The sequence below is a fragment of the bacterium genome, from assembly GCA_040755795.1.
GTDB lineage: Bacteria > UBA9089 > CG2-30-40-21 > CG2-30-40-21 > SBAY01 > JBFLXS01.
In genome coordinates, this window is record JBFLXS010000041.1 from 1 (window position 1) to 17843 (window position 17843).

Sequence of the window (17843 nt, forward strand, 5' to 3'; positions counted from 1 at the left end):
ATAGGTAGAAATTGATTGTGGAAAACAACAAATTTCCATAAATTTCTATTAGTTTCTATTAATTTCAATTTTTTTAATAATATCTCCCTATCTCCTTAATCTCCACATCTCCTTTTGTTACACCACCGGAACGCTTACAAAATCCTTGACAAATTCATTTGGGAATCATATAATTTATGATATGAATAAAAAAGAGGTATCTCCTGTCTATGCTAATCGGCTTATAAATAGTGGTTGTGTTGTGCTGGTAACCTCTATTTCAAAAGAGGGGAAACCCAATATTCTGACTGTTGCCTGGCAAATGCCAGTTAGTCATCAGCCTCCATTATGCGCAATAAGTGTGGCTAAAAGCCATTTTTCCCACCAACTGATAGAATCCACGCGGGAATTTAGCATCAATATTCCGAATATTTCCCTTTTAAATCAAGTCAAATTCTGTGGAACTACCTCAGGTAAAAACATAGATAAGTTTAAAGAAAGTGGACTCACTGCTCTGCCATCCAGAATAGTTAAACCACCATTAATCAAAGAGTGTCCTGGACATTTAGAATGTGAGGTTTTAGAGATGTATCCTGGGGGTGACCATACTATCTTTATTGGGAAAATTGTTAGTGCCTGTGCCAATGAAGACCTTTTTGACGGTGCATTCTGGAGAATAGAAAAAACAAATTTTATCTATCACTTTGGTGGAACATCGTTTGCGACGAATACTAATGCTATCTGAATAATGTTTCTTCTACTAAATCACAGATAATATGGCCGATGGTGATATGTGCTTCCTGGATTCGTGGGGTGTTGTTTGAAGGAACAATTAGACAAAGATTAGCAATTTGTCGCAGTTTTCCACCATCTCTGCCTGATAATCCAATAGTTTTTGCCCCTATTTCATTAGCCTTTTCAATACCTAAGAGCACATTTGGCGAAGTGCCACTTGTAGTAATACCAATGACAATATCACCCTGTTGAGCTAACGCTTCTACCTGTCGTCTAAAGATTTCGTCGAAATTATAATCATTTCCAATTGCGGTCAGGATGGATGTATCTGTTGTCAGGGCAATAGCCGGTAATGCCTTTCTTTCCTTTTTAAATCTACCCACTAACTCGCCGGCAATATGTTGGGCATCTGCGGCACTACCACCATTTCCCATCAAAAGCACCTTACCACCTTTTTGATACGCCTCGATGATGAGTTGAGCGGCAACAACAATTTGTTTTGTATCTAACTTTAATTTTATCTTTGCACTTTCATTTAATTGGGCTAAAACTTTTCCTTCCATTACTTTTCATCCATTTTTTTGTTCACTTGTTCTTTTACTAATTGCTGGAGGTTAGTAAAAGATTTAAGATTTGAAGAGCCCTCAACTGCCTTTTCCGCAATATCCTGAACCTTTTGATATGCCTTTTCAAGGGAATTTGAGAGTTTTGTAATCTGTTCTTCTTGTGTTTTTACTGTCTTCTCAAGAGATTCAATTCGCGTGAGAAGAACATTCTTTTCACCTTCAAATCCTTTCTTCAACAATTCTTCTTTATTCTTTGCATCTAACTGGATTTTTTCAGTAGTTTCTTTAACAACTTTACTTATGGCTGTTTCCATTTCTTTGGGAAAAGCACTAACCTTCTTTCGCAATTCGTCTAATTCCTTCTCACCTTCTACAATTATCTTTTCTCGTTCAGCCAGTTCCTTTTCGAGCTGTTCTTTTTTAATTTGACTTTCTTTTTCCAGTTTTATCTTTTCATCTTCAAATTTATCCTTTGTTATCTGTTGTTCTCGTTTAAAGGCATACTCATACTCCTCTTTTTCCTGCTTTTGTCTTTTTGCCTCTTTATCTTGTTGTTCTTTGATTTGTGCCTCATAGAGTTTCTTCTCTTCTTCCCATTTCCGCCGAGTTTGTTGGATTTCCTGGTCTAATTCTTCTCTTTTACCGACTATTTCAGCTTCAAATTCCTTTCTTTTTTGATGTTGGGCTTCTATCAAAGCGGCTAATGTTGCCGATGCCCGCTCTATTCCATATATATCCTCTAATTCTTTCTCTTTAATTTCGATAGCCTTCTTAATTCCAGTGTATTTATTGACTTCCTTCTCCATATTATCTGAAACTTGTGTCAACATCTTGCCTATCTCTAATTTCAGATTAATTAACTGGGTTACAATTCCTTCCGCAGACAGAGCATCTGCTGATTCTACTACCTCTTTTTTCTTTTTCTCCTCGGTTTTCTCTTCTGGTTTTAGTTCAGTTTTACTTTTCTCTTCGAGTTGTTTAAGAAGTGATTGGTATGCATCGAGTATTTCCTGCTTGGTGCTTGTTATAGAAACTTTTTCTGATTGTGTTTTTTTCTCTGCCATAATATCCTCCTTTTCCCCCTTCAGGGGTATTGTCAAAAACTAACCACAGCTGGACTTTCGTAAATTTTATGCTACTTCTAAAATTCTCTTTATCCTTATCAATCTGTTTATTTTGTTCAAAGAGGGTAAAATTAGGCTTAAAAGCCTGATGATTTTTTTGCACCTTATCCTTTTGAAGTTGAGTTGATAAAAAATGCTTTACCTATTTTCTTCCCTTTTTTTCTTCCCTTTGTGCCCTTTGCGATTTATCCTTTTTTAATCGCAAAGAACGCAAAGAAATCGACCGCAAAGAACGCAAAGATTAACGGAGAAAGGAATCATAGAAAATTCACGAAACTCCAGCACAGAGAACACAGAGATTTTTATGTTAATTCTTTATTTTCTCTGTGTCCCCTGTGGTTTCATTTTTTCTTTACTACTGCCTTTCATAAGTATCGAGTAGAAAGTAGAGAGGGCATTTGCTATCTCTTTATGGCACTATGACGACTACACGGTCATAATACAGACTATCAAAATCTATCACACCATTCATATTCATATCCACTCCAAAGTAGATAGTGTAAGTCCCTGAAGGTAGAGATGTGTTCAAGGTATTAAATGGAGGAGTCAAGTCAAATAAAGGTCCTTGATAACTAACTGTCAGACCTGGCACCCATGTATTTCCACTTACCTGATACCGATACCAACCAAAAGGTGTCTCTGCAACATGCCACCAATCTGCATTTTGACCGGCATAACCTCCTGAATTAAGTTCAATGGTGATTGATACTGGCCCTGAGGTAGTTATTGTTCCATCCGAGCCATTTGCCTTTACATCAGGGACAGGTAGTTGTATTTCCTCAACATACTCATCCGAGCCCATATCATAGCCTGCACCCTGTGGTCTTGTATCACCATCGATGTCATCTGGTGGTGCTCCTGTACTGGTGCCTGTATCGATACATGGTGAATCTGCGGTTAAGTGATAATCACCACTACCTACAAACAATGGGTCAGCATCAATGTTGCCTTCTCCTGCCCAGCCACCTTCAATATCAGAGTATGTGATGTCAATAGAGCTTCCCATTTCTAAATGGATTTCCTTTGGATTATCATCCCATAGGATGCTGTTGACAACTCTCGGCGAGGAGGAGTAGCAATAAATCCCGCCGCAGAAGGGATCCGAGTTGTTGGAAATGGTGCAATTTGTTATCGTGGGCGAGGAGTAGAAGCACGCAATCCCGCCGACGAGGCTAGCCACGTTGCCGTTGATGGTGCAGTTGGTAATTGTTGGCGAGGAGTAGTAGAAGCAATAAATCCCACCGCCAACAGCAGCTAAATTTCCACTGATGGTGCAGTTGGTAATTGTTGGCGAGGAGTAGTCGGAGCACAAAATCCCGCCGCCATCCCTAGCTGAATTTCTTCTAATGGTACAGTTGATAATCATTGGTGAGGAAGAGAGACAAGAAATCCCGCCGCCTGACTCATTAGCTGAATTTCCACTGATGGTACAGTTGGTAATTGTTGGCGAGGAGTAGGCTTTGCAACAAATCCCACCGCCACAAATAGCTGAATTTCCACTGATGGTACAGTTGGTAATTGTTGGCGAGGAGTAGGCTTTGCAATAAATCCCTCCGCCAAAGGTAGCCGATCCGTTCTGTATTGTGAACCCACTCAGAACCGACTTAGTTCCCTCGCCAGAATTAAAGGTTACCACACTACCACTGTCATTGCCGTCAATTATGGTACTGGTTGTGCCATTTACAGACTCCACAGTGATACCTTTACCCAAGAAATTGATGTTCTCAATGTATGTCCCATCATCTACCAACACCGTATCTCCATCTACTGCCGCATTAATGGCTGATTGAATAGTAGAGTACTCTAATGGAACATGCAATACCCTTGCCTCTACCAGCACACCATAACTCACCATCACTACACTCAACCCTACACTTTTTAAAACTCTTATTAATGTCTTTTTCATTTAATCTTAACCTCCTTTTTTCATAAGTAGAAAGTAGAAAGTAGAGAGTAGAGAGATTTTGGGACAGGTCATTTTAGTGTGAAATCTTGCGGTTAAAAAACCTGTTTTCCCTCACATGATTCCCGATTAATTGCTCTCTTACTTTCCTTATCCATGGTCAGTTTTACAGCTGACCATTTTACAAAAAAGTTTTATCTCTTCATACTCATCACCTCCTTTATCCAGTTGAACGCTCTTGGATAAAATTGAGCGTTGATTTTATTAGCCCTTCCAAACAGACAATCTCCTTTTCACCCCCACCGAAGGAACAAGGATCAAGGTACAAGGAACAAAATTACTCTACCCTGCTCCTCGATCCTTGAACCTCGAACCTTATTTTTACTGTTTATTCAGATATCCCTTCCTAAAAGCTATATAAAGATGATGCTTGGTTTCTCGTATTTCTGATAACGCTCGATTTATTCCTTCTAAATAGATATTGATATGCTTATTACTCCATCCTTCAGCAAGGTTTGCTGGGCTTGAGTTTGATGACCGACGTATCTGCGACCCTAACTCGTAAAGTTCGTGTTTTGGAAATGTATAACTGAGCTCACATATCTCCAGATGCAATTCACACAACTTTTAGTATACCTCTAAATCCTCATAACTCCTTATCTTTCTCTTTTCCATTTACCTTAATTCTTGAACCTTGAACCTTTTTATCCGAAAACCTTCCAGTTATTGTGAAAAATATTATTATTCTATAGTATACCCCTATGGGATTATGTCAACAAATTTTTTTAAATTTCTTTAATTTCTTCTTTCTGTCATTGCGAGCAACCCTGAATCAAGTTCAGGGGAAGCAATCTCGCTGGATTGCTTCGTCGCTTTGCTCCTCGCAATGACATTTCCATTCTCCTTTGTGCTCCGCAGAGGAGTGAGACCACTTGTGGTGTCATTGACAGCACAAGTGCTGTCACTCCAATACCATCATTGACAATTATCAATTAACCATTCACAATTAACAATTATACTGAACACTGCCATTAACTGAGCTATTTAGGGACGGTTTATTTTCATCGTTTTCCCTGTGATTTCTTTTGGAAATTAGAAATTAGGTCTTCACTTCTTTCCCCAATTTCTAATTTCTAATTTCATATCCATTTTTTAACCGCAAGCTTTCACGCTAAAGTGAACCATTTCTAAAATCGCAATTTGTAACGGTGTTAAGTATAATATACCTCAAATTCTGAATTTTGTCAAGAGGAAATTACGGCAAATTTTGTTATTCTCAGTTTGAGATTAATACTTATTATCCCTACCTGCTGCAACCATTCATCACAGTTAATATGAGTGGCTATCCTTAGTTTTGAGTTTAACATCCTGATTTATCAGGGTGACCTAACTAATATTCTTACCATAAAAAACATTCTTCCTCATTTTTTATCATACCCCTTTTGAATTTTCCCTTTATGTGTACACTCCTTTAAAATAGTATTACGAAAGTAATGAGCTTCTTGAAAATTAGGATTAATTTCTATTGCTTTTCTCACAGATACAATTGCTTTGTTATATTCTTTAATATAATAATAAAACTCTCCCTTTGCCATATAAGCAAATGCATAATTCTCTATTATTTTCTTTTCTATCGGAGTAGAGGGGTATTTTCTATTAATTTTGCCCTTATGAATACCTCTTAGATTTAAATCCACCTCTTTAAATTCTTCACACATCTTATCTAAGGTTACTTCCCTCTTTAATATCCGAAGCATTATATTTTCTCCAGGAATTAATTGATAATTGCTAAAAAGTTCTTGATTCCATGTATAAATAGGATATTTATCAATATTGTGAACTATTAGATTATTTAATCTTTCTCTTTTAATTTTCTCTAGTTTCATCTCTCTATCTCTTTGTTGAGAAGGAAAATTAATAACTAAGTAAGGATAGTTCTTTTTAAGTAAATCAATATACCATTCCTCCACTAATCCAACATAAATAACTATAGCTACATCAGAACGGTAATTTTCAACCCATTGTATATAAGCGGAAGGAAAAACTACCTCATCATATCCTAATGTTAAAATGACCAGCGATTTCTCTTTTAGAGGTTTTAAAATATTTCTATTATAATCATAAGCTAAATAATAGTTATTATAATTATTACTCTGATAATGTATAGAAAAGGAAAGAATTGGAAGGAATAAAATAAAAATATAAAGTATGTGTATGTGTAATTTTATTTTATTCCTATAGATAGGATAAACCCCTCTTACTACTACTTCTCTTGCTCCTAATCCGATTAATATTGAAAATATTAAATATGATATAATATAATAATCTTTAATATTTGGTATATTATATTGTATTGCAAAAAATATATTAGTAATAACTATCACACAAAAGAAAACAAGAAATAATTTCCTCTTAAAAAAAGTAAATATACCTATTATTCCAATCCACACAAGATAAGGAGTAAATTGATAAGGGAAAAAGTCAATATGCTCTTGCATTCTCTTTAAAAAATCATGTCCAGATACTGTAGAAATATATCGATCTTTATATTCTCCCCCCGTAATATGGGCAATACATCTTTCTAACGTCTCTGGATCACCATAGCAATAAGGAGGATTCACATTCACTCGAATAGGTAAATATAGGTACAAGAATAATGGCAGAATGAATAAGCAAAGCATTTTTAGGAGTAGTAAGTAGCTAATAGTCAGTAGTGAGTGAATCGGTTGTTTTTCTTGGCTTAATTTTTTCCACCAAACTGCTACGATAAAGAATAGACTTGCTGGAACTAAGTAGATTGTTTGCATATGATGGGTGAAGGATAAACCGAGGGTGAAAGCGAATAAGGAGAGTAAGCGTTGAGCGTTGAGCGTTGAGCGTTGAGCATTTAACTCCGTGCACCGTGCTCTTTGCTCCAAGTTCATCATTTCTTGCCATTTTATTAGGATGAAGATTATCAATGTTGTAAACAAACCATTCAGTATATATTTCTCCGCTATTACTGCTTGTTCCCAAAATGTAGTAGCAAATGCAAGCATTAGTGCTCCAACTATTGCAGGGATAATCTTAGAAATAGAAACAAAGAAATGGAGAATCGGAGAAACGGAGAAATCCTTTTTTACTGTAAACTGGAAACTGTCAACTGTCAACTTTAAAATGATGAAGTACACCATCATACATGCCAATGAGGCACATAAGGCAGAAGCAAGATTCATTCGATATGCAATGTTCCCTATTGGCAAAATAGTCATCCAAAGTTTGCTCAGTAAACAATACAGTGGATAACCTGTCGGATGTGGAATACCTAAAACATAAGCTGCCGTTATCATATCCCCTGAGTCATGAAATCCAATCGTGGGAGTCAAAGTATGCAAATACACTGCCCAGCAGATGAAAAATACCACTATCCCCCCAGCATAGTCGAAAGCAGTAAATGGTCTGGAAACAATCGGTTCATCCTTTGGTATCAAAAACCTTGGAATTCTAAATTGAACTTTCCACTTCCTCCTTTTCTGTCCTATGCCCTCTGTCTTCTGTACTCTGACTTTCTTCCCCATACTATTACTTCACTCCTTACATCAATTATACCACTACTCCTCTATGACATTTGATATTGTGGATATAGGTAGGTTTCCCAAGCCTTCATTCTTCTGCAATTCCTGCCCGCTTTAGTCTGATGTCTATAGTCTACTGTCTGAATCACACAGAGATTAAGGAGATATTATTCTAATTCCACTCTTCTTCCCTTCATTACACCCTGAACGCTTAATAGTTTTAATTGATGGTCCTTATTATAACATACTTCCTTCCCCAAAAAAAATCTATCCTAAAATGTGGGTAATTGATTAGTGAGAGGGGTTAGGGGTGTGTCCTCTGCGTCTCTGCGGTAAATTACCACCTGAATGGTTACAAAAATTATATCAGTAAATTGGTTTTGTGTCAATAAAAATTATCAACACTACAAAAAAAAGACTTTACATATCGTTTGTTTTGTGATAAAATTTTATTGTAACCATTCAACCTATTATAACCACAGAGGCACAGAGAACACAGAGAATATAATAGAATTTACTACCAAATCCAATCTGTTCCATAATATCTGGAATCTTGATAATTTGCAAATACATATCCCTTTCCTAAATATATTCATTCTCCGTGCCCTCTGTGTCTCTGTGGTGAATAGTTACATGAAAGTTTTTTTCGCATTTTTATTCATTAGCTCCTGTGTTTTTGCTCAAGAACCAGAAATAACAGTTAAGGTAGATAAACCAATTATTACTATTGGTGACCCGATTAAATATACATTAGTTATTGAAAAAGATAACAATGTTCAGATTACACCTCCGGAAATAAAGCCAGGTAATTTTGAGATTCTGAATTATAAAGAATTAAAACCTCAAAAAACAAGGAAAGATAAAATACTTATTCAGTATGAATATATTATTACTACATATCAAACAGGTAAATTCAAGATACCGGGAGTAATCATTGAATACATATTGCCCAATAAAGAAAAGAGGAAAGGACATTCTCAAGAGATAAAGATAGAAGTAAAATCAGTTCTACCCCAAAACGCTAAAGATATTAAAGATATAAAACCACCCGTAGAAATTAAGGCAGATTTAACTAAATGGATATGGATATTAATCATTATATTTTTAATTTTACTGATAAGCGTTATCGGATTAATCTATTGGAATAAAAGAAAGAAACCTCCATTGGAACAGGAGGTAGAAGTTATTAGACCGCCACACGAAATTGCCTATGAACAGCTTAATAAAATTAGAACATCTAATCTCCTAACTCAAGGTTTGGTAAAGGAATATTACATTCAAATTTCGGATGTCATTAGACAATATATCGAAAGAAGATATAAAATTAATGCCTTAGAGTTGACTACTCAAGAACTGATTGAAAAAATGAAAATAAACCTGATAGAACAAGATTATGTCAATTTAGTGAACAACTTTTTAAAGGAATGTGATTTAGTAAAATTCGCTAAATATATCCCACATAAGGAAGAGATAAATACGGTTATTGAGCGAGCTAAAGAGATAATCGACTTCTCAATTGAAAGTGCTGATTTCTCAGAGGAGTTACAAGAAAAACGATGAAAACCAAAAAAACAAATATTTTATTTTGGGCTGTCTTAATAAATTTGATAACCTTACCTGTTTTTGGAGAGGATGTTTTAACTAAATTTGACGCCCTTAATTCATTTATTGCCTGTAAAGTTGATATTGAACCCTTAAAAATAAAATCTATTAATGGTTATGATATAGTAGAGGTTCGGGAATGTCATCAGTCTGCTGAGATTGGCAGACCCAAATTACCGGTGCGCAGCTTTTTTGTGCTTTTACCACCAGAGGCAGTGGTTAAAGATATAACGATTACCTCTATAGAGCAGATAGAACTAAAGGGTGAATACAACATCTGTCCTGTTTCCCCACCCATTCCTATATCTAATGGCTCAAAAACTGCGCATCCGCAATACCTATCTTTAGATTTTTATCCCGAAAATATCATCAAACTTAATTCTATTCAGAAGTTACGAGGTTACAATCTTGCCTGCCTTTCTGTTTTTGGCGCCTGCTACAATCCTGAAACTAAACAATTATTCTGGAATAAACAAATAAATTTCAATCTGAATCTTACAAAGACCGAAGACCAAAGACTAAAGACCAAAGACCAAAGATTGGTTGAGGAGGATGAAAAATTAGTTAAGGAATTAGTTGTTAATCCAGAAGTAACAACATCCTATGGTCTAAAAATGATTCGGCTGCAACCTACTTATACCTACTGTATTATCACCTCTGAAACTTTAGCCGATACTTTTAAACCACTACTCGAGTTCAAAATTAATCAAAGGGGATTTACCGGAACAATTACTACTACCAACTGGATATATGCTAATTATCAAGGTGATGAGCAAGAAAAGATTAAGGCTTTTATTAAAGATTACTATGAAAATTATGGAACCTGTTATGTCCTTTTAGGTGGGGATGCTGAGGTTATTCCATATCGTGGTGTATATGCCAAAGTACCAGAAGGCTCAAATCTTGGAGATTATATCGATTCCCATATCCCCTGTGACCTTTACTATGCCTGCTTTGATAATGACTGGGATTGGGATACCGATGAGGATAGAATTTATGGGGAATTAAACGAAGATAATATCGATTTGATGCCAGAGATCTTTATTGGCAGGGCACCAGTGAGTAACTTATCAGAAGTAACGAATTTTGTTAATAAGGTTATCTCTTATGAAACTTCCGATGATGATTATTTCTATAACGAACTTTTAATCGCCTATAAACTTTGGTATAACCCTGTTTGTGATGCGAAGGAAATTATGGAAGATATTGCAATGGAGACTCCAGGAACATATACTATCCATAAAGAATATGAAACTGATGGAGGTGTGGATAAAAATGGAATAACTAACGATATCAATTCTGGCGTAGGACCAATTGCCCATGCTAATCATGCTAACTGGAATACTGCCCCTCCTTTTGAAATTGGTAGCCCTATAGATGTCAGAACCTTAAGTAATGGCTCTAAAACCTTTATCTTTAACACCATTGGCTGTATTGCTGGGGATTTTAGTAAAGCAGATTGTATTGGTGAGGAGATGATTTTAAATTCAAATGGTGGTGCAGTAGCATTTGTTGGCAATTCAAGATATGGTTGGTTTGATGAATATAATGTCAAAAAATATAGCGGCGAATATCAGATAGAGTTTTTTAAAAAAATTTTTGAAGAAGGATATACCCGTATTGGTGAAACATTGAGTAGAAGTAAGGTGGAATTTATCTCAAGGTGTAATGACCATAATCCTTACCGCTGGATAATGTTCTGTCTTAATTTATTAGGTGAGCCAACAATGGAATTTGAAGCAGTAAAAGAAATCTTTTGTATTGACTATACGATTAAGGATGTAATTGATAAGCCAGGAACAATAACCGATTTAATTGTAACACTCAAAAATATAAAAGATGGCACGATTACAGGAGGAAGAGGAACATTAACTACTACTGACCCAAATATTTCTATTGTTAAGGGGACTGCTACATTTGGTGATATGCCTTCTAAAGGAACAAGTACCAATTTTAGTAATCCATATCAGATAATGGTCAACTCTAATTGTCCTTCGGTACATAAAGTTGAATTTAATCTTGAAATAAGTGGTCAGGATGGTCAGGAAAACTATAAATATACCGATAGATTTAGTGTAACAATAAATCTAAAGGAAGATAACCTTAGCAGAGTTATCCATTATCCTAATCCTTGCTATCCTGATGAAGGTGATGTGCTTAAGATTGGCAATATACCACTGAATTCTAACCCGAAAATCTATATTTATAATTTAGCAGGTGAATTAATTCGGACATTAGATGAAGAAGGTATTGAAATTCAAAAATATCCTGGTTCAGAGGTAGTTTACTGGGATGCTAAGAATGATTTAAATAAAGATGTTGCCTTTGGAGTTTATATCTACATACTTAAATGTGATGTAGGAACTAAAAAGGGCAAGATAGCCATTATTAGGTAGGAGAATCTGTGATTCAGACAGTAGACTATAGACATCAGACCCCAGACTAAAACGGGCAGAAATTGCAGAAGAATGAAGGCTTAAAAGAAGTGGAAGTGTAAGTGGATGTGTTTTTCACTTTCACTTCCACTTACACTATGAGAGTCTATAGTCTTGTGTCTGATGTCCAGTGTCTGAATCACAGATAGGAGAATAAAGTGAAGAGGATTTTAATTATAATCGGGGTGTTAATCTTATTTTCAAATACAGCATTTGCATTAAATTCAGGTGAAACTTGTGCCTCTTTCCTTAAAATTGCACTAGGTCCAGGGGCTGTAGGAATGGGTGAGGCATTTACTGCAATTGCGGATGATGTTACGGCTATTTACTGGAATCCTGCGGGCTTATCTCAAATCAATACCCGCCAGTTTATCTTTATTCATAATCTCTGGTTTGAAGAAATGAATCATGATTTTATAGGACTGACTGTGCCTCTAAAAGAGAAACAAACTATTGGTCTTGGTGTGATAGGATTGTTCATGGACGATATAGAACGCAGAAGAAATGAGTATGATTTAGCACCAATAGGGACTTTTGAGGCAAAAGATATAGCGGTTATTATCTCATGGGCTCATAAAGATGTTGGGATGAGTCTTAAATTAATCTCTCAAGAAATAGATGCTAAAAAGGGTACGGGCGTGGTATTTGACCTCGGTTATTTATATCCATTACGAGAAAATATTAAAATAGGTCTAACTTTACAAAATTGGAATGAAATGAAAAAAATGAAGATTTACAAAAAGGAGTTTGACTACCCTACACTGTTGCGAGGTGGAATTTCATACCAAAAAGATAGTTTATTATTAGCCATAGACTTTTATAAACCCTTTGACAGCAAACCATCTGTTCATTTTGGATTAGCAAAAGGGTATGGAAGACTTTTTTTGAGAGCTGGCTATAGATATAAATTGAAACAAATTGATAATGAACCACTTTCGGGTATAACCGTAGGGTTAGGCTATAAGTTTAAGGAGTCTTATCAATTAGATTATGGCTATGTGCCTTATCAAGATTTAGGTTCAAGTCACCGGTTGTCGATAATGATAAGGTATTGATAAAAAGGGAGAAAAAATCAATGAAAAAAGTTAGTATCATCGGGGCAGGCAATGTCGGCGCAACAACTGCCCTTTTAGTGGCTCAAAAAGAATTGATTGATGAGATAATTTTAGTAGATGTAGTTGAAGGATTAGCCGAAGGAAAGGCACTTGATATCGCTCAATTATCCCCAATAGAAGGATTTGAAACTAAAATCATTGGCACATCTGATTATTCTCAAATGGCAAATTCAAATTTAGTAGTTGTTACCGCCGGGCTTGCCCGTAAACCCGGTATGGATAGGTTAGATTTGCTTTATAAAAATGCCCGGATTATTAAAGAAATAACCTTAAATATAGTCAAATATGCCCCTGATTCTATCATCATTATGGTGACTAATCCGGTAGATGTGATGACCTATCATGCCTTTAAGGTATCCGGGTTTAGTCCTCAAAGGGTGCTTGGTCAGGCGGGGATATTAGATACTGCCAGATTTTGCTATTTTATCTCACAAGAATTAAAAATCTCTCCTAAAAATATATCTTCAATAATTTTAGGCGGACATGGGGATTCAATGATACCATTACCTCGATGGACGCTGGTAAATAAAATACCAATTACAGAACTAATGGATGAAAAAACATTAGATAGATTAATTGAACGAACGCGAAAAGGAGGTGGTGAGATAGTAACATTGCTTAAAACAGGTAGTGCCTTTTATGCCCCAGCCGCCTCGACAGTTCAAATGGTGGAGAGTATCATTAAAGATACAAAACAAATTTTACCCTGTTCTGTATATTTACAAGGAAAATATGGAGTTTCAGATATTTATATTGGAGTGCCTGCAAGATTAGGTGCAAATGGGGTAGAAGAGATAATTGAACTTGAATTAAATGAGGATGAATTAACGAATTTCCAGACTTCCGCTAAAATTTATAAACAGGGCATTGCCGAGCTTTATGGGTAATATAGTGGTTATTAATCAAATTAGTAACTATTCAGCCACTGGTTGACACGGATTAGCACGGATAAATAGCAGAGGACAGAAGGCAGAGGGCAGAAGGCAGAGAGCAGAGGGCAAAGGACAACAGGAGAAAACCCCTTAAGCCTGATTACGGAGACGGAAAACGGACACGGATTACGAATTTTCGTAACCGTTCAGGTAATCCTTTACCGCAGAGACGCAGAGAAACAGAGAGGAAAATATCTTTTTTTCGTATTTTTCTCGCATTTTTCGCTGTTTAAAAAGGCTTAAAAACAGTTAGTCAAAAGTAAGTATTAAAAGATTAATAAACAACGAAAGACCCGAAATGCACACAAAAAAAGGAAATTTCTGTCTCTGGTGAATAGATTTTAATTTTTTCTCTGCGTCTCTGCGTCTCTGCGGTGAACGGTTACGAATTTTCCGTGTTTCATCTGTGTCCATCCGTGGCTGAATAGTTACGATGTGGGTAAGTTTTAAAAAAAATACTTGACAAAGGTGTTCAAATGTAGTATTTTATAATAGGATGAGGATAAATCCTCCACAATTCTTATGGCGAGATAATTACACACTTCCGTATGGGGAGAAGGGATGAATATTATTAGTAAAGGGAAAAGCCCATTTTATCCAGGGCAACCTGTCCCGATAGAATTCTTTATTGGTAGAATAAATGAAATTCAACGAATTACCAGGTCAATAAAGCAAGTTGAATTGGGAAAGCCACAGGCAATTTTTCTAACAGGTGAATATGGAATTGGTAAAAGTTCCCTGGCTGGTTTTATGAAATATTGTGCAGAAAAGGATAACCAAATTTTGGGCATTCATGTATTGCTTGGTAATGTAGAAACAGTGGAAGGTGTGGCCATTAAAACGGTTGAAACAACAATTAAAACGCAAGTTTATAGACCTACCATTACTGATAAAATTCGAGATTTTCTGGCAAAATACATAGGTCAACAAGAACTCTTTGGATTTAGTGTAAACCTTGAGCAGTTAAAAACTGATGGGCCAAATATCTCACAGGGTTTTTTGCCCTTCTTGCGTGAGTTGTTGAATCGAGTTAAAGATAATGGTATTAAAGGGATAATGTTAATTCTTGATGAAATTAACGGAATTACCAAAAATAAACAATTTGCTCATTTCATTAAAACATTGGTCGATGAGAACGCTCTTTGCACGGACAAAGTTCCTTTAATGTTAATACTTTGTGGAGTTGAAGAGAGAAGAAGAGAGATGATTCAACATCATCAACCCGTTGAACGAATTTTTGAGATAGTTGAGCTTAAGTCAATGGACAATAATGAAATAAAAGTGTTTTTTAACAAAACATTTAATTCTGTGGATATGCAGGTTACAGATGAAGCAATGTCCCTTCTATCCCATTATTCAGCTGGATTTCCCAAAATTATGCATCTTATAGGTGAGACTATTTTCTGGATAGACAAGGATGATGTTGTTGACAAAGACGATGTGAGAAATGGAATTCTTGTAGCCGCAGAAGATACGGGCAAGAAATTTGTTGACCAACAAATCTACAAGGCGTTGCGTAGCAGAGAGTATCATTCAATTTTATCAAAACTTAGTAAGGAAGACTTTGATTTATCTTTCCAAAAAGGTAATATTGAAAAAGGGCTTTCTGATGTAGAAAAGAAAAAATTTGATAACTTTCTCCAACGAATGAAAAGACTTAATGTCTTAAAATTTGGATATGAACGAGGAGAATATATATTTAATAATCGTTTAGTCAGACTCTATCTATTGCTTAATTCCTTTAGAGAAAAGCAATAATGGGAAAAGGATAATTGTGCCGTTGTGGCTAAATAATTATGAATTATGAGAGGAGTGTAAAAAAAAATGACTGGAATTGAATTGATAATGATGATATTGACCTTAATAGGTGTAATCATTGCCGTGAGTTTCTCTATTTTATCTTATAGAAGAAAGGAAAACATTACTATTGAAGGATTAGGGAATATTACCAAAACGATTGATGGGGTAAAAACAGACCTGCATCGCACCATTCATATGCTTTCTTTGTCTCTGGAGCAATTAGAATTAAGAGAACAAACAGCCTCTCAACAATTAACCGAGATTAATGAGGTATTAAAAGCGACTAAAGGGATGAAAAGCGTGGGAGAAATTATCCTGGATACCTTAATTAGTGATAAATTGCCACGCGATGTCTATAAAAAAGACTATGAATTATCAGACGGGACAAAGGTTGATGGTGCAATTGTGTTAGAGAATGAAATTATTCCGATTGATACAAAATTTCCGATTGAAACCTACCGCAAATTAGTTAGAGCCACACAAAAAGATGAGAAGGAACTACGCCGAAAATTAGAAAAAGAGGTTAAAAGTCAAATTGACACCGTGGCTAAGTATGTGACATTAGAGAATATTGAATTTGTCTTACTTTATATCCCTTCAGAAAACGCTTACTATGAAATATTGACTCAAACAGAACTATGTGAATATGCCCAAACAAGGATGGTGCATCTGACCTCACCTCGAACCTTCCATTATTTTCTCGGATTAGTTTTATTTGGTATAAAAGATAGGAAAATCAAAAGAGACCTACGACTGATGGTTGATATTTTAAATACACTTAAACAGAATGTAGTGGAGATGGGGACAATTATTGGTAATTTAGACCGTGAATTAAGCACTGTTGTCACCTCTGGGGCTAAACTTCTTAAAAACTATGAAGAGGTAAATAGAAATCTTGCCCAAATTAGCGAAAAGATTATGGAAGGGATTAAAGAAGTATAGTGTGCGGTCACTACGCAATTGGTAACTATTCAGCCACTGATTAACACGGATTAGCACGGATAAATACAAAGGTCAGAAAATATAGCGGTTATTAACTGGAACTTTACATAGGATAATACCCATAAATAAGGCATGAGAATAATCGTTCCGTTAGGAACATAATATCGGTAGAATAGATAGATAAATCAATTAGTTCCGTAGGAACGATATATTGGTAGAAATAGATAGACAAATCAATCAGTTCCGTAGGAACGATATATTGGTAGAAATAGATAGACAAATCAATCAGTTCCGTAGGAATGATATATTGCACTTATTAATCGAAATTTGACCCAGATATGGGTATGAAATTCCAAATCACAAATTCCAAATTCCAAACAAATTCGAATGACCAAAATTCAAAATTTCAAACAATATGATTTAATTGGAGTTTCGTGAATTTTCTATGATTCCTTTTACCTTTAATCTTTGTGTTCTTTGCGGTCGATTTCTTTGCGTTCTTTGCGGTTAAAAGGGATAAACCGTAAAGAGCGCAAAGGAATAACGCAAAGGGCACAAAGGGAAGAAAATAAGTAAAGCATTTTTTATCAACTCAACTTCAAAGGATAAGTTGCAAAAAAAAAATCATCAGGTTACAAAAAAATAATTGTAACTATTCAGCAAGGGAGAATATCGGCTTTTTATAAGTGTTCACTTTTAATTCTTAAATAACATTTTTCAAAAAAATGCTTGACAAAATTTAATTAATATGCTATTATACAATCATAAGGGATGAGGAATTAAATCCTCCTTTCAATTGTAGATAGGAATTAGAAAAAAAGAGATATTACTATATCTTATTGAAAATCAAATGGTTATGCTAAATTTTTGTCTTTATAAATAACATTTTTCAAAAAAATGCTTGACAAAATTTAATTAATATGCTATTATACAATCATAAGGGATGAGGAATTAAATCCTCCTTTCAATTGTAGATAGGAATTAGAAAAAAAGAGATATTACTATATCTTATTGAAAATCAAATGGTTATGCTAAATTTTTGTCTTTAAATAGAGGGGAAGTTCCGTTGAAAGTCGATGATAAAAAACTTGACTATTTGAAGGAGAGTAGGAGGGTAACTGTATTCTGCACAATAAGAGGGTCAACCTTTCACTTG

The 17843-nt window shown here is 35.4% G+C and carries 13 protein-coding genes; 7 read left to right on the forward strand and 6 right to left on the reverse strand.

The features are described 5' to 3' along the window. Positions 1–181 precede the first annotated feature (181 nt). Positions 182–724: a flavin reductase family protein gene (locus AB1414_04750; protein MEW6606754.1), complete on the forward strand. Its 543-nt coding sequence runs from the start codon at positions 182–184 to the stop codon at positions 722–724. Here AB1414_04750 and gmhA read toward each other — a convergent pair. From gmhA to AB1414_04775, 5 genes are all read right to left on the reverse strand, one after another. Then, on the reverse strand, positions 717–1277 hold the full coding sequence (gene gmhA / locus AB1414_04755; protein MEW6606755.1) for a D-sedoheptulose 7-phosphate isomerase: 561 nt from the start codon (positions 1275–1277) through the stop codon (positions 717–719). The genes AB1414_04750 and gmhA overlap by 8 nt on opposite strands. Next, complete coding sequence (locus AB1414_04760; protein ID MEW6606756.1) at positions 1277–2344, reverse strand: hypothetical protein; 1068 nt, start codon at positions 2342–2344, stop codon at positions 1277–1279. The genes gmhA and AB1414_04760 overlap by 1 nt, the downstream gene beginning before the upstream one ends. 469 nt (positions 2345–2813) lie before the next feature. After that, positions 2814–4310, reverse strand: coding sequence for a right-handed parallel beta-helix repeat-containing protein (locus AB1414_04765; GenBank protein ID MEW6606757.1), 1497 nt, complete (start codon positions 4308–4310; stop codon positions 2814–2816). Between the two features lie 378 nt (positions 4311–4688). Next, a complete protein-coding gene (locus AB1414_04770; protein ID MEW6606758.1) occupies positions 4689–4931 on the reverse strand; it encodes a four helix bundle protein in 243 nt (80 codons plus the stop codon). Between the two features lie 797 nt (positions 4932–5728). Beyond that, positions 5729–7777 (reverse strand): DUF2723 domain-containing protein, encoded by a 2049-nt coding sequence (locus tag AB1414_04775; GenBank protein MEW6606759.1) that lies wholly within the window; start codon positions 7775–7777, stop codon positions 5729–5731. Between the two features lie 717 nt (positions 7778–8494). Here AB1414_04775 and AB1414_04780 point away from each other — a divergent pair. The 6 genes from AB1414_04780 to rmuC all read left to right on the forward strand — a co-directional run bounded on the left by AB1414_04780 (position 8495) and on the right by rmuC (position 16687). Then, positions 8495–9421, forward strand: a complete 927-nt coding sequence (locus AB1414_04780; protein MEW6606760.1) for a BatD family protein — start codon at positions 8495–8497, stop codon at positions 9419–9421. Beyond that, the gene (locus tag AB1414_04785) at positions 9418–11859 is read left to right on the forward strand and encodes a C25 family cysteine peptidase (GenBank protein ID MEW6606761.1); all 2442 of its coding nucleotides are present in this window, start codon (positions 9418–9420) and stop codon (positions 11857–11859) included. The genes AB1414_04780 and AB1414_04785 overlap by 4 nt, the downstream gene beginning before the upstream one ends. Positions 11860–12056: 197 nt before the next feature. After that, the gene (locus AB1414_04790; GenBank protein ID MEW6606762.1) at positions 12057–12953 is read left to right on the forward strand and encodes a PorV/PorQ family protein; all 897 of its coding nucleotides are present in this window, start codon (positions 12057–12059) and stop codon (positions 12951–12953) included. A 20-nt stretch (positions 12954–12973) separates the two neighbouring features. Next, on the forward strand, positions 12974–13900 hold the full coding sequence (gene mdh / locus AB1414_04795; GenBank protein MEW6606763.1) for a malate dehydrogenase: 927 nt from the start codon (positions 12974–12976) through the stop codon (positions 13898–13900). 606 nt (positions 13901–14506) lie between these two features. Continuing rightward, the gene (locus AB1414_04800) at positions 14507–15703 is read left to right on the forward strand and encodes an ATP-binding protein (protein ID MEW6606764.1); all 1197 of its coding nucleotides are present in this window, start codon (positions 14507–14509) and stop codon (positions 15701–15703) included. A 66-nt stretch (positions 15704–15769) separates the two neighbouring features. Next, complete coding sequence (rmuC, locus tag AB1414_04805) at positions 15770–16687, forward strand: DNA recombination protein RmuC (GenBank protein ID MEW6606765.1); 918 nt, start codon at positions 15770–15772, stop codon at positions 16685–16687. A 103-nt stretch (positions 16688–16790) separates the two neighbouring features. On the opposite strand, the gene AB1414_04810 is transcribed toward rmuC, so the two are convergent. Beyond that, the gene (locus AB1414_04810; GenBank protein ID MEW6606766.1) at positions 16791–17000 is read right to left on the reverse strand and encodes a hypothetical protein; all 210 of its coding nucleotides are present in this window, start codon (positions 16998–17000) and stop codon (positions 16791–16793) included. Between the last annotated feature and the right edge of the window lie 843 nt (positions 17001–17843).

Coding starts and splice junctions, on each gene's coding strand:
- AB1414_04750 (MEW6606754.1), top strand. CDS start 182: ATGAATAAAAAAGAGGTATCTCCTGTCTATGCTAATCGGCTTATAAAT.
- gmhA (MEW6606755.1), bottom strand. CDS start 1,277: ATGGAAGGAAAAGTTTTAGCCCAATTAAATGAAAGTGCAAAGATAAAA.
- AB1414_04760 (MEW6606756.1), bottom strand. CDS start 2,344: ATGGCAGAGAAAAAAACACAATCAGAAAAAGTTTCTATAACAAGCACC.
- AB1414_04765 (MEW6606757.1), bottom strand. CDS start 4,310: ATGAAAAAGACATTAATAAGAGTTTTAAAAAGTGTAGGGTTGAGTGTA.
- AB1414_04780 (MEW6606760.1), top strand. CDS start 8,495: ATGAAAGTTTTTTTCGCATTTTTATTCATTAGCTCCTGTGTTTTTGCT.
- AB1414_04785 (MEW6606761.1), top strand. CDS start 9,418: ATGAAAACCAAAAAAACAAATATTTTATTTTGGGCTGTCTTAATAAAT.
- mdh (MEW6606763.1), top strand. CDS start 12,974: ATGAAAAAAGTTAGTATCATCGGGGCAGGCAATGTCGGCGCAACAACT.
- AB1414_04800 (MEW6606764.1), top strand. CDS start 14,507: ATGAATATTATTAGTAAAGGGAAAAGCCCATTTTATCCAGGGCAACCT.
- rmuC (MEW6606765.1), top strand. CDS start 15,770: ATGACTGGAATTGAATTGATAATGATGATATTGACCTTAATAGGTGTA.